Below are 12,604 nucleotides of genomic sequence, written 5' to 3' on the forward strand. Positions count from 1 at the left end.
GCCACGCAGCCAGACCACCCAAGGAGGGCCCCAAACCCCAAACAGCCCACCCCGCCACGGCGCACCCGCACACCCGCGCACCCGCCCGCGGCAGCCGCCGGCACCCAGTACTGCACAACCGCGGCCCCCTCACGGCACGCCCCCGGCCCGACTCCACAGCACGAGCCTCGCTCGTCGCCACGGTCCGCGCACCCGCGCACCCGCGCACCCGCGCACCCGCGCACCCGCGCACCCGCGCACCCGCGCACCCGCGCACCCGCGCACCCGCGCACCCGCGCACCCGCGCACCCGCGCACCCGCGCACCCGCAAGGATGAGGCCCACCGACGCCCCGCCCGCATTCCCCATGCCGGAGCTCCGGCCGATATCTGCGCACCCAAGTCGCCACTCGCCGCCACGGCACACCCTCCGGCCCGCAGCGCCCGACCGCTGCTGTGCGCTGGCAGGCCGCAACCGCGCCCCCGCGGCGCCGAACCCCGCCAGCAGCGGCCCGCCGCCGCCGACCGCCGCCCACTGGCCGCCCGCCGCGCTGCCCGCCGACCTCGCCGTCGCGTCGCCGAACCCCGGCCGCGCCATCCCCCGCCACCGGCGACCCGCCGCAAACCACCCGCGGCAAAACACGCAGGCCCCCGCCACCCGGAATCGGGTGGCGGGGGCCTGCGCTCAGTTCTGCTCCTGGTACCGCTCCGCCCGGCGGGCTGCCCATCGGGCTACTCGCGTCCACCGGCGCGCGGCACGGGCGCCACCTCGGGCCCGCTGGGCGCGGACCCCCTCCTCGATGTCCCGTATTCGGGCCCTGGACAGTTCTTCGTAAAGCAACATCTCGCTGATCTCCTCGATCTCGGTCTTCGTCAGCTGCAGCTCTTCACTGCGAGGGTGGGCTTCGTAATCCCTGGTGGTAACCGGCTCGACGCTCATGCGGCGGCGCTCCGGTGGTCGCCGCCGGCCTTGGCCGCGGCGGGCTCGACGACTGCGTTCTTGCGCGGGCGGCCGCGGGGCCGCTTGCGCGCGATCACCGCGCCGCGCTCGAAGATCTCGCCGCCCCAGACGCCCCAGGGCTCGCGGCGGGCCAGTGCGCCCGCCAGGCAGGCCTCGCGGACCGGGCAGTCCGCGCACTGCGCCTTGGCGCGCTCGAGCTCGGCCGGGGACTCCGCGAACCACAGGTCCGCGTCGCCCGAACGGCAGGGCAGGGCGACGTCGGGGACGGCGATCGGGTCGAGCAGGTCGGCGAATATTGCCTCACCCGAGGTGTAGGCGATGGCCGAAGACATGGTGGTTCCTCCTTGTGTCGTACGGGTTTTCGGTTGAGTGCTGGAGCTGGGCAACGCTGGTTCCTCTTGGGTTGTGCAGCCAAAAACACGAAGGCCGCGGATCCGGGTTATCCGGTTCCGCGGCCTTCGTGAGCCTCAGTGTCCTGACGGGGTCAGGAACTTCGCTCCCGTATCGACAACGGAACACGGAACTGCTTGATGGTCGGCAGATCGGCCTGCGGGTACGCGGCGAGAACGCCCTGCGTCCCGAAGACGACGACACCGGTGGCCCAACGACGCGAGTCGCGCCGCATGCCACGGATCTCGTGAGCGCTCACGGTGCCGGCGAACACACCGGTGCCCGGGCGCTGAGCAGCCGCAACTTCCGCGGCGCAGGACAGACGGGTGCCCGGGTTCGTGAGCGTCATGTTGATGGTCATTTCACCGGCACCTCCTTCTGTACTCTGCACACGCAGCCGCCGAGCGGCACGTCTTGAGTTGACACTGCTCGTAGATCCCCAGTCGAGCCCTTCGGGCTCGGTACTGGCAGGTTATTGCCCCGCACCACACCGCTGCAACTCAATTAACGGGAAAATCCTCGAAGTTACGAAGATCGCCCCTGAGCAGCGGGTTCGCCGCGTCGATCATGGTCCGGACGCGGTCAAGACCCCGTCGACGCCCGGACGACCCCGAGGATCCCCGCGCCGAAGCGCTCGAGCTTCGTCGCGCCGATGCCGGAGATCGACACCAGCCCCGCCTCGTCGGCCGGGCGCTGCTCGGCGATGGCCATCAGCGTCGCGTCCGTGAAGACGACGAACGCCGGCACCTTCAGCTCGCGGGCCCGGTCGGCGCGCCACGACTTCAGCCGCTCCAGCAGGTCCTCATCCACTGTGGACGGGCAGCGCCCGCAGCGGCCGAGCTTGACCTCGAGGGTCTCCAGCAGCGGGCCGCCGCAGACGCGGCACCGCGTCTTGACCGGCGTCGACGGCTTCTGCTGTGACCGCGCCACGCGGGCGGCCGGGTGGTCCTCGGGAACCAGGCCGTAGAGGAACCGGCTGCGCCGCCGGTTGCGCCGCGCGCCCGGCGTGCGGGCCAGTGCCCAGGACAGCCACAGGTGCTCGCGGGCCCGGGTGACGCCGACGTAGAACAGCCGCCGCTCCTCCTCGATGGCCGCTTCGTCGCCGTCGGCGTGCAGGATCGGCATCGTGCCCTCGGCCAGGCCGACGAGGAACACGGCGTCCCACTCCAGGCCCTTCGCCGCGTGCAGCGACGCCAGCGTCACGCCCTCGACCGTCGGCGGGTGCTGGGCCGCGGCGCGCTGGTCGAGCTCGGCGTTGAACCGGGGCACGTCGGCGTCGGGAACCGCCGCCGCGAGCTCCTCGGCCAGCTCGACGATCGCCAGCAGCGCGTCCCACCGCTCCTTGGCCGCGCCGCCGGCGGGCGGCGACTCGGTCAGGCCGACCCGCGCGAGCACCGAACGCACCGTCGTGACCAGGTCGGAGCTGCCGTCGCCGCTCGCCGCGCGCAGCGCGGACATCGCCTGGCGGACCTCCGTGCGGTTGAAGAACCGCTCGCCGCCGCGGACCAGGTACGGGATGCCGGCGTCGGCCAGCGCCGACTCGTAGGCCTCGGACTGGGCGTTGATCCGGTAGAGGACCGCGATCTCGCTCGCCGAGACGCCGCCGTCGAGCAACTCGCGCACCCGGCGCGCGACGGCGGCCGCCTCGACCGCCTCGTCCTCGAACTCGCCGAAGCGCGGCTCCGGCCCCGGCGGCCGCTGGCCGATCAGCTTCAGCCGCGAGCCCGCCGGCCGGCCGCGCGCCGCGCCGATCACCCGGTTGGCCAGCGCGACGACTTCGGGCGTCGACCGGTAGTCGCGCTCAAGGCGGACGACCGTGGCGTCCGGGTAGCGCCGCGTGAACTCCAGCAGCGGCCGCGGCGACGCGCCGCCGAAGGAGTAGATGGTCTGGTTGGCGTCGCCGACGACGGTCAGGTCGTCGCGGCCGCCGAGCCACGCGTCGAGCAGGCGCTGCTGCAGCGGCGTGACGTCCTGGTACTCGTCGACGACGAAGCACCGGTAGCGGTCGCGGAACTCCTCGGCGACGGCGCCGTGCTCCTCGAGCACCGCGGTCGTGTGCAGCAGGAGGTCGTCGAAGTCGAGCACCTGCGCGGCGTTCTTCAGTTCTTCGTACGTGCGGTACACCTCGGCGACCTGCGCGGCCGGGGCCGGGATGTCCCGCTGGGCGCGCGCGGTGACGGCCGGGTAGTCGTCCGGGCTGATCAGCGACGCCTTCGCCCACTCGATCTCGCTCGCCAGGTCGCGCAGGACCTCGACCTCGGTGCCGAGCTTGGCCCGGTTCGCGGCCTGGCCGACGTACCGCAGCTTGTTCTCCAGCAGGTCCCACGGCCGGTCGCCGACCACGCGCGGCCAGAAGTAGCGGAGCTGGCGGCGGGCGGCAGCGTGGAACGTCAGCGCCTGCGCCGCGTCGACGCCGAGGCCGCGCAGCCGCGTCCGCATCTCCCCCGCCGCGCGCGTCGTGAAGGTGACGGCGAGGACCTGACCGGCGGAAACGTGCCCCGATCGGACGAGGTGGGCGATCCGGTGGGTGATCGTGCGGGTCTTGCCCGTGCCGGCGCCGGCCAGCACGCAGACCGGCCCCCGTGGGGCACTGGCGGCGGCGCGCTGCTCGGGGTCGAGACCGTCGAGCAGTCGGTTCAGGCTCTTGGGTGAAAGTACGCCGGTCACGTCCGGCATCCTCGCAGAGGGGGACGGGGAAACGGGGCAGGGGCACGCGGCCGTATCCTGGTCATATGGCGGGACAGCAGGACAAGGAAGCGGCCAAGCAGGCCAAGAAGGAGAAGCGCGCGGCGAGCAAGGCACGCCGTGGCCAGCTCTTCGAGGCCTTCAAGATGCAGCGCAAGGAAGACCCTTGGCTCATCCCGTGGATGGTCGGCGCGATCGTCGTCGTGGCCGGCGTCCTGTTCGGGGTCGGGTTCTTCTTCGACATGCAGTGGGTGCTGCTGCCGCTGGGCCTGATCCTGGGCGGCCTGGCCGCCATGATCATCTTCGGCCGCCGGGTGCAGCGCACGGTGTACTCGAAGGCCGACGGCCAGCCCGGCGCGGCGGCCTGGGCGCTGGAGAACCTGCGCGGCCGCTGGAAGGTGACGCCGACCGTCGCCGCCACCACGCAGCTCGACGCGGTGCACCGGGTCCTCGGCGGCCCCGGCGTGGTGCTGGTCGCCGAAGGCGCGCCGCACCGCGTGAAGACCCTGCTCGCCCAGGAGAAGAAGCGCGTCTCCCGCCTGATCGGCGACACGCCGATCTACGACGTGATCATCGGGCACGAGGACAAGCAGATCCCGCTGAAGAAGCTCCAGGGCTACCTGATGAAGCTGCCCCGCAACCTCAAGCCGGCCCAGGTCGACGCCCTCGAGGCAAAGCTGGCCGCGCTCGGCAACCGCGGCGCGGCACTGCCGAAGGGCCCGATGCCGGCCGGCGCGAAGATGCGCAACGTCCAGCGGACGATCCGCCGCCGCTGACCGCACGACGTCGAACGGCCCCCGTCCGGATCCGGACGGGGGCCGTTCGCTGTCCCGGGCGGCAATTCTGCCGCCCGCGCCCGTTCTGAACTGCGGAACACCCATCACCCGAGGTTCCCCGAGACGCATCCGCGCGTCCTGGTCCCGCCGCACGTGCCGCCGGGTGTCGATCGGTCGATGGACCGGCGGGAGGCGAAGGCCGGGCCGTCCGGTATCAGCTCGCGGCTGGACGGCTAGCGCATCCGGATCACGACGGTGCCGGTCAGCCGGTCCAGCCAGCTGCGGCCGTCGGCGTTGCGGACCGCCGCCGGGATGATCACGAACGTCAGCGCGGCCCGGACCAGCGCGCGCAGCGGGCCGACCAGCGCGGCGCCGTCGAGCCGCGCGACGCGGATGCCGACCGCGGCCATGCCCGGCGTGAAGCCGAAGAAGCCGGCCGAGATGACCGAGATGACCGCCCACACGCCGCCGGACCAGAGGTTGAACTGCTGCATCGCCACCGGGTCCTGCAGGCTGGGGTGCAGGAAGATCGCCGTGACCAGGGCCGCGACCACCAAGTCGACGATCAGGCCGAGCAGGCGCGCACCTCCGCTCGCCGACGCCCCGACGCCCGATTCGGGCAAACCGAGCTTCTCACCCGGCCACTGAGAGCCACGTTGATCAGTGCCCTGGCCACCGTCTCCGGTGCCGGGCAGCCATTCACCGGTCCACCTCGCCACCCGTCTAGGGTATGCCGGTGGCGCGGACCACATCCGACCTGGTCGGATACCCGATATCGACCACCCGTTAACACCGGCGAAACATATGGGTGACGGTCGGGCAACACCGCACTTTTAGCGTGAGCCGAAGAGAGCACTGCCGTACGAGCTCGAACGAGAAGGAGTCACCGAGGGTGCCCACTACTCCAGACGACATCCAGCGCCTCATCGCCGATGAGGACGTCGAAGTCATCGACGTCCAGTTCTGCGACCTGCCCGGCGTGATGCAGCACTTCACGGTCCCCGCGAAGGCCTTCACCGAAGAGGCCTACGAAGAGGGTCTCGCGTTCGACGGCTCCTCGGTGCGCGGCTTCCAGTCCATCCACGAGTCCGACATGCTGCTGCTGCCGGACCCGGCCACCGCCCGGATCGACCCGTTCCGCAAGGCGAAGACGCTCGCCCTCAACTTCTTCGTGCACGACCCCTTCACCCGTGAGGCGTACAGCCGCGACCCGCGCAACATCGCGCGCAAGGCCGAGCAGTACATCTCCGAGTACGGCGTCGCCGACAACGTCTACTTCGGCCCCGAAGCCGAGTTCTACATCTTCGACTCGGTCCGCTTCGACTCCGCCGAGCACGCCTCCTTCCACGAGATCGACTCGATCGAGGGCTGGTGGAACACCGGCGCCGACGAGGTCGGCGGCAACCAGGGCTACAAGACGAAGTTCAAGGGCGGCTACTTCCCGGTCCCGCCGGTCGACCACTTCGCCGACCTGCGCGACGAGATCGTCCGCAACCTGCAGGGCTCCGGTTTCGAGATCGAGCGCGCGCACCACGAGGTGGGCACCGCCGGCCAGACCGAGATCAACTACAAGTTCAACACGCTGCTGCACGCGGCCGACGACCTGCAGCTGTTCAAGTACATCGTGAAGAACACGGTGTTCGCGGCGGGCAAGACGGCGACGTTCATGCCGAAGCCCCTCGCCGGCGACAACGGCTCGGGCATGCACTGCCACCAGTCGCTGTGGAAGGACGGTCAGCCGCTGTTCCACGACGAGTCGGGCTACGCCGGCCTGTCGGACACCGCGCGCCACTACATCGGCGGCCTGCTCAAGCACGCCCCGAGCCTGCTGGCCTTCACGAACCCGACGGTGAACTCCTACCACCGCCTGGTCCCGGGCTTCGAGGCCCCGGTTTCGCTGGTCTACTCGCAGCGCAACCGCTCGGCCTGCGTCCGCATCCCGATCACGGGCAACAACCCGAAGGCCAAGCGCGCCGAGTTCCGCTGCCCGGACTCCTCGGGCAACCCGTACCTGGCCTTCTCGGCGATGATGATGGCCGGCCTGGACGGCATCAAGAACAAGATCGAGCCGCCGGAGCCGATCGACAAGGACCTCTACGAGCTCCCGCCCGAGGAGGCCAAGGACGTCAAGCTGGTCCCGGGCGACCTCGGCACGGTCCTGGACACGCTCGAGGCCGACCACGACTACCTCCTCGAGGGCGGCGTGTTCACCCCGGACGTGATCGAGACGTGGATCTCGTACAAGCGCGAGAACGAGATCGACCCGCTGCGCCTGCGCCCGCACCCGTACGAGTTCGCTCTGTACTACGACGTGTGATCCGCTAGGACGCCCACGGACACGCCGGTGGCGAGGAGCGAAAAGCCCTCGCCGCCGGCGTTTCTTCTACTCCGACGTCGACAAAACTCTCAGGTCCGCGCCCGCCGCCTCGAAACGGCCTCGCGGGTCCTCCACCAGCTTGCGGCGCTCCAGGTCCATCAGCCCCAGCGTGCACTGGATCTCCGCCGCCAGGGTGCCGTCCAGCTTGATGATGTTCGAGTTCATCTTGAACGTCTTGCCGGTGCCGAACTGCACGTCGCACGTCACGTCGACTTCGTCGCCCGCTCGCAGCTCGCGGCGGAACACCACGTGCGTCTCCAGCAGCACCGATGCCACCCCCGGCAGGCCCTTCACCGCGCCCGCCGCCTCGAGGAGCTCCAGGCGGGAGACCTCCCCGTACGAGTGGTAGACGGCGTGGTTGAGGTGGCCCAGGGTGTCCAGCTCGTAGTGCCGGACCTTGATCCGGGTCCGGAAAGGCTCGCGATCGGTCACCCGGCCACCTTAGGTCAGGCCTCGTAGAACAGGTGCTCCACCACCGCATGCGCCCGGCGGGTGATGCGGCGGTACGAGTCGAGGAACTCACCGGGGTCGTCGCCCGCCGACTGGCCGAGGACGCGGGCCACCGCCGCCAGGTCGCGGCCCGAGCTCGGCACCTGGTCGACCGCCTTGCCGCGCACCAGCATCCCCGCGTTGCGCACGCGGGTCGCCAGCAGCCACGCCTCGGTCAGCGAGTCCGCCTCCGGCTGCTCGGCGAGGCCCGCCTCCGGGAGCACCGCCAGCGCGTCGAGGGTCGACGTCGTCCGCAGCCCGGGCACCTCGTGCGCGTGCTGCAGCTGCAGCAACTGCACCGTCCACTCGACGTCGGCGAGACCGCCGCGGCCGAGCTTCGTGTGCAGGGTCGCGTCGGCGCCGCGGGGCATGCGCTCGGTCTCGACGCGGGCCTTGATGCGGCGGATCTCACGCGCCTTCGTCGCGTCCAGGCCACCTTCGGGGTAGCGGATCGGGTCGATCATCGCGATGAAGCGCTCGCCCAGCTCTTCGTCGCCGGCGATGAACCGCGCGCGCAGCAGGGCCTGCGCCTCCCACACCTCGCCCCACCGCGCGTAGTACGCGCGGTAGGACTCCAGCGTCCGGACCAGCGGCCCGCTGCGCCCCTCCGGCCGCAGGTCGGCGTCGACGACCAGGCCCGGATCGGAACTCGGCGCGCCCAGCATCTTCCGGACCGTCTCCGCGACCGACGAAGCGAACCTGACGGCGTCGGCGTCCGAAACCCCTTTGGACGGCTCGCACACGAAGAGGACGTCCGCGTCGGAGCCGTAGCCGAGCTCCGCGCCGCCGAGCCTGCCCATGCCGATGACCGCGATGCGCGCCGGCGTGCGGCCGAGTTCCGCCTGCCGCTGGCGGAACGCCGCCGCCAGCGCGCCCTGCAGCACCGCGACCCACACCGAAGAGAGCGCTTCGCAGACCGCCGGCACGTCCAGCAGCCCCAGCAGGTCCGCACACGCGATGCGCAGGAGTTCGTGCCGCCGCAACGATCGCGCGGCGCCGACGGCGGTTTTCAACCCCGGCTGGCGCCGGACGGCGGCCCGCAGCGACGTCGCCACCTCGGCGGGCGTGCGGCCCAGCAGCCGGGCCGGGTCGCCGAGCAGCTGGAGCACCTCCGGCGCGCGGACCAGCAGGTCCGGCACCAGCCGGGACGTGCCGAGCAGGAAGGCCAGGTTCTCCACGACCGTGCCCTCGTCGCGCAGGACCCGCAGGTACCACGGGGTTTCCTCCAGCGCCTCGGACACCTTCCGGTACGACAGCAGGCCGCCGTCGGGGTCGGGGGTGTCGGCGAAGAGGTCGAGCAGCACCGGCAGCAGCGCCTGCTGGATCGCCGCGCGCCGAGAGACGCCCGCCGTGAGGGCCTTGATGTGCTGGAGCGCTCCGTCTGGCGCGGTGTAACCGAGCGCGGCCAGTCGGCTGGCGGCCTGCTTGGTGGTCAGCCGCAGCGCCTCGGTCGGGACGTTCGCGACCGACTGCAGCAGCGGCCGGTAGAAGATCTTTTCGTGCAGGCGCCGGATGCCCTGGCCGTGCCGCCGGAACTCCGCGAGCAGCGTCTCGCCCTGGCTCTTGCCGCCGCTGGCCTTGATCCCGCTCGCCCGGGCGAGGATGCGCAGCTCGACGGTGTCCGACGGCGCCGGGAACAGGTGGGTGCGACGCAGCCGCCGCAGCTGCAGCCGGTGCTCGATCATCCGCAGGAACTCGTAGGACGCGCCCAGCTCGGCGGCGTCCTGGCGGCCGACGTAGCCGCCTTCGCCGAGCGCCTCGAGGGCGTCCATCGTGGACGGCGAGCGCAGGGCCGCGTCGACCCGGCCGTGCACCAGCTGCAGCAGCTGCACCGCGAACTCGACGTCGCGCAGGCCGCCGCGGCCCAGCTTCAGCTCACGCTCGGCGTGCTCGGACGGCACGTGGCCCTCGACCCGGCGGCGCATCTGCTGCACCTCGCCGACGAAGTTCTCCCGGTCGGCCGCCGACCACACCAGCGGCGCCACCATCTCGGCGTACTGGCGGCCCAGTTCGGCGTCCCCCGCCACCGGCCGCGCCTTGAGCAGCGCCTGGAACTCCCAGGTCTTGGCCCACTTCTGGTAGTAGCCGTGGTGGCTGTCCACCGTGCGGACGAGCGCGCCGGCCTTGCCTTCCGGGCGCAGCGCCGCGTCGACCTCGAAGCACGCCCTGTCGACGACGCGCATCATCGTGCTCGCCAGCCGCGTCGCGAGGCCGAGGTCACCCCCGCCCACGAAGATGACGTCGACGTCGCTGACGTAGTTGAGCTCCCGGCCCCCGCACTTGCCCATCGCGATGATCGCGAGGGTGCCTTCGGCGGACGCGCCGGCTTCGGCCTCGGCGACGACCAGCCCGGCGGCGAGCGCGGCCTCCGCGAGCTCGGTCAGCTGCGCCGCGACCTCGGCGTAGCCCGGGTGCTCGAGCCCGGCTTCGACCACGTGCCCGAGGTCGGCGGCGGCGATGCCGAGCAGCTGACCACGGTAGGCGACCTTCAGCGCCTGCTCGGCTTTCAGGCCGGTGAGCACCGATCCGTCATCGGCCAGGAGCGCCGTGCGGAGGGCTTCGCGGTAGCAGGCGGAGTCGGTGCACTTGTCCGCGGTGAGCGAGCGCCACTGGTCCGGGTTCGCGGCGAGGAAGTCCGCGAGTGCGCTCGAGGTCCCCAGCACGCTGAGGAAGCGGCCGCGGAAGGTCCGGTGGGTGCGCAGTTGCGCTTCGAGGTCGGCCCATTCGGCGGCGTCGGCCTCGCGGATCCGGTCGAGCCCGCGCAGCGCGAGGTCCGGGTCGGCGGTGCGGGACAACGCCGCGAGCACGTCGGCGGCCGGCTCGGCCGGGCCGGCGTCGGACCACCAGCCTGCCGCGCGCAACTGCCCCTCGGCACGGGCGTCGGTGAAGCCGTACCTCGCCGCCGAAACGGTCGTTCGCGCGCGGTCTGCCATCACCGACCACCGTAGCCGGGGACGGCCGCTCAGGCCGCGAGCCGGCCCGGCTCGGTTCCGGCGGGTGTCGGCTCGGGCACCTGGAAGCTGTGTGCGGTGACGGGGTGGCGCCGCGAGAGGAGGTAGATGCCGAGGCCGACGCCGGCCCCGACGAGGCCGACCGCGATCGTGCCCGCGTCGCCGAGCGAGGCGACCTTGCCGGAGATCGCGCCGACGATCGCCGCCGCGGGCAGCGTGAACAGCCAGGCGATCACCATCCGGCCCGCCATCCGCCAGCGGACCGGCGCTTCCCGGCGGCCGACACCGGAGCCGACGATCCCGCCGGAGCAGACGTGCGTCGTCGACAGCGGGAAACCCAGCCGCGACGAGACCAGGATGACCAGCGCCGAGCTCGTCTGGGCGGCGAAGCCCTGCGGGCCTTCGATGTCGGTCAGGCCCTTGCCGAGGGTGTGCGTGATGCGCCAGCCGCCGAGGTAGGTGCCGAGGGCGAGCGCGCAGGCGGCGCTGATGATCACCCAGACGGGTGGCGAGGCACCCGCGGGGAGACTGCCGGCCGTGACGAGGGTGAGCGTGATGACGCCCATCGTCTTCTGGGCATCGTTGGTGCCGTGCGCGAGCGAGACCAGGGACGCCGAGACGATCTGGCCGACCTTGAAGCCGCGGGTGGCCGGGCGGCCGCGCACCAGGAAGCGGTAGACCAGGTAGGTGGCGGCCATCGCGACGAGCCCGGCGATGACCGGGCTGGCCGCGGCCGGGACCAGGACCTTCTCGACGATCTTTCCGAAGTGGACCGAATCGGTGCCGGCGGAGATCCAGGTGGCGCCGATCAGGCCGCCGAACAACGCGTGCGAGGAACTCGACGGCAGCCCGACGAACCACGTCACGAGGTTCCAGACGACGGCGCCGATCAGGCCGCCGAAGACGATCGCCGGGCCGATCTTCGTGTCGTCGACCAGACCGCTGGAGATCGTCTTCGCAACTTCGACCGACAGGAACGCGCCGACGAGGTTCAGCACCGCCGAGATCGCGACCGCCACCCGGGGCTTGAGCGCCCCGGTGGCGATCGACGTGGCCATCGAGTTCGCGGTGTCGTGGAACCCGTTCGTGAAATCGAAAATGAGGGCCGTGACGACGACGACCACGACCAGCAACGAGGGTTGCACCCCGACCTCCGCACCCTTGTGGGGACTCCTCCCGCAAGGTACCTGACGGGTGCGCCCGCCGTTAACAGGATGTTGCTGGTTGTGACCTCTGTCGTTAAGCCAACGGTAATGTCCGTTGACTCGTCACGGCCGGCTCGAGCTCCCCGGCGGCCAGCTTGACGAACCGGTGCGCGAACGGGCGCCACGTCTCGGCGATGTCGGCGTGCACGGTGACCAGCGTTTCGTGCTCGAGCGAGCCGGGGCGGGCGAATTCGGCTTCCTCGGGGCATTCCGCGGCCCAGCTCTCGACGACCTCGGGGGTCGTCTCGATGTGGAACTGGACACCGTAGACACACCGCCCGAGCCGGTAGGCCTGGTGGGCGTAGCGCGGTGAGGAGGCGAGCAGCTCGGCGCCGGGCGGGAGCCGGGTGATCGCGTCGGTGTGGAACTGCAGGACGTCCTGCAGGAGCGGCAGGTCGGCGAACAGCGGGTCGGTCCACGCTGCGTCTTTCTTGTTGACGAGGTGCGGACCGACCTCGGGCCCGTCGGGAGCGACCTCGACGCGGCCGCCGGTCGCGACGGCCAGCAGCTGAGCGCCGAGGCAGACTCCCAGGGTGGGCAGGTTCTGCGCGGCCGCCTCGCTCAGCAGGCGCCGGACGTCGGCGAGCCACGGGTGTTTGGCGTCGTCTTCGGCACCCATGCCGCCGCCGAGGCAGACGACGGCCCGGTAGCCGTCCAGCTCGGGCAGGTGCTGCTCCGGCAGCAGGCGGACGTCGAGTTCCGCGCCGGCCTCGGTCAGCCAGTCGCCGAGGGGGCCCACCGGGTCCGACGCGTCCGGCTGGATGATCAGGATTCGGGTCACGGTGTCCAGGGT

11 protein-coding genes are annotated in these 12,604 nt (G+C 71.7%); 2 read left to right on the plus strand and 9 right to left on the minus strand.

Annotated features, from left to right (window positions below):
* Window positions 1–662: 662 nt before the first annotated feature.
* The 4 genes from HUT10_RS51155 to HUT10_RS21170 all read right to left on the minus strand — a co-directional run bounded on the left by HUT10_RS51155 (window position 663) and on the right by HUT10_RS21170 (window position 3,995).
* On the minus strand, window positions 663–917 hold the full coding sequence (locus HUT10_RS51155) for a hypothetical protein (RefSeq protein WP_254896968.1): 255 nt from the start codon (window positions 915–917) through the stop codon (window positions 663–665).
* Complete coding sequence (locus HUT10_RS21160) at window positions 914–1,270, minus strand: WhiB family transcriptional regulator (RefSeq protein WP_254896969.1); 357 nt, start codon at window positions 1,268–1,270, stop codon at window positions 914–916. Before HUT10_RS21160 ends, HUT10_RS51155 begins: the two co-directional genes overlap by 4 nt.
* A gap of 152 nt (window positions 1,271–1,422) precedes the next feature.
* The gene (locus HUT10_RS21165) at window positions 1,423–1,689 is read right to left on the minus strand and encodes a hypothetical protein (protein ID WP_176172815.1); all 267 of its coding nucleotides are present in this window, start codon (window positions 1,687–1,689) and stop codon (window positions 1,423–1,425) included.
* 221 nt (window positions 1,690–1,910) lie between these two features.
* Window positions 1,911–3,995, minus strand: coding sequence for an ATP-dependent DNA helicase UvrD2 (locus tag HUT10_RS21170; RefSeq protein ID WP_254896970.1), 2,085 nt, complete (start codon window positions 3,993–3,995; stop codon window positions 1,911–1,913).
* A gap of 65 nt (window positions 3,996–4,060) precedes the next feature.
* On the opposite strand from HUT10_RS21170, the gene HUT10_RS21175 reads away from it, so the two are divergent.
* Entirely contained in the window at window positions 4,061–4,789 is a 729-nt protein-coding gene (locus HUT10_RS21175) for a DUF4191 domain-containing protein (protein ID WP_176172817.1), read from the plus strand.
* Between the two features lie 233 nt (window positions 4,790–5,022).
* Here the strand turns inward: HUT10_RS21175 and HUT10_RS21180 are convergent, their stop codons facing one another.
* Complete coding sequence (locus tag HUT10_RS21180; RefSeq protein ID WP_176172818.1) at window positions 5,023–5,412, minus strand: RDD family protein; 390 nt, start codon at window positions 5,410–5,412, stop codon at window positions 5,023–5,025.
* A gap of 269 nt (window positions 5,413–5,681) precedes the next feature.
* On the opposite strand from HUT10_RS21180, the gene glnA reads away from it, so the two are divergent.
* Window positions 5,682–7,106, plus strand: a complete 1,425-nt coding sequence (glnA, locus tag HUT10_RS21185; RefSeq protein ID WP_176172819.1) for a type I glutamate--ammonia ligase — start codon at window positions 5,682–5,684, stop codon at window positions 7,104–7,106.
* 66 nt (window positions 7,107–7,172) lie between these two features.
* Here the strand turns inward: glnA and HUT10_RS21190 are convergent, their stop codons facing one another.
* The 4 genes from HUT10_RS21190 to HUT10_RS21205 all read right to left on the minus strand — a co-directional run bounded on the left by HUT10_RS21190 (window position 7,173) and on the right by HUT10_RS21205 (window position 12,592).
* Window positions 7,173–7,598 (minus strand): thioesterase family protein, encoded by a 426-nt coding sequence (locus tag HUT10_RS21190; protein WP_176172820.1) that lies wholly within the window; start codon window positions 7,596–7,598, stop codon window positions 7,173–7,175.
* Window positions 7,599–7,612: 14 nt separating this feature from the next.
* A complete protein-coding gene (locus HUT10_RS21195) occupies window positions 7,613–10,588 on the minus strand; it encodes a bifunctional [glutamine synthetase] adenylyltransferase/[glutamine synthetase]-adenylyl-L-tyrosine phosphorylase (protein WP_176172821.1) in 2,976 nt (991 codons plus the stop codon).
* A 29-nt stretch (window positions 10,589–10,617) separates the two neighbouring features.
* Complete coding sequence (locus tag HUT10_RS21200) at window positions 10,618–11,751, minus strand: inorganic phosphate transporter (RefSeq protein WP_176172822.1); 1,134 nt, start codon at window positions 11,749–11,751, stop codon at window positions 10,618–10,620.
* Window positions 11,752–11,845: 94 nt separating this feature from the next.
* A complete protein-coding gene (locus HUT10_RS21205) occupies window positions 11,846–12,592 on the minus strand; it encodes a type 1 glutamine amidotransferase (RefSeq protein WP_176172823.1) in 747 nt (248 codons plus the stop codon).
* Between the last annotated feature and the right edge of the window lie 12 nt (window positions 12,593–12,604).

The sequence above is a fragment of the Amycolatopsis sp. Hca4 genome (assembly GCF_013364075.1).
In the GTDB taxonomy this organism is placed as follows: domain Bacteria; phylum Actinomycetota; class Actinomycetes; order Mycobacteriales; family Pseudonocardiaceae; genus Amycolatopsis.

What these genes read in the sequence shown, in the direction of transcription:
- HUT10_RS51155 (WP_254896968.1), bottom strand. Translation starts at nt 917, where the DNA reads ATGAGCGTCGAGCCGGTTACCACCAGGGATTACGAAGCCCACCCTCGC.
- HUT10_RS21160 (WP_254896969.1), bottom strand. Translation starts at nt 1,270, where the DNA reads ATGTCTTCGGCCATCGCCTACACCTCGGGTGAGGCAATATTCGCCGAC.
- HUT10_RS21165 (WP_176172815.1), bottom strand. Translation starts at nt 1,689, where the DNA reads ATGACCATCAACATGACGCTCACGAACCCGGGCACCCGTCTGTCCTGC.
- HUT10_RS21175 (WP_176172817.1), top strand. Translation starts at nt 4,061, where the DNA reads ATGGCGGGACAGCAGGACAAGGAAGCGGCCAAGCAGGCCAAGAAGGAG.
- HUT10_RS21195 (WP_176172821.1), bottom strand. Translation starts at nt 10,588, where the DNA reads ATGGCAGACCGCGCGCGAACGACCGTTTCGGCGGCGAGGTACGGCTTC.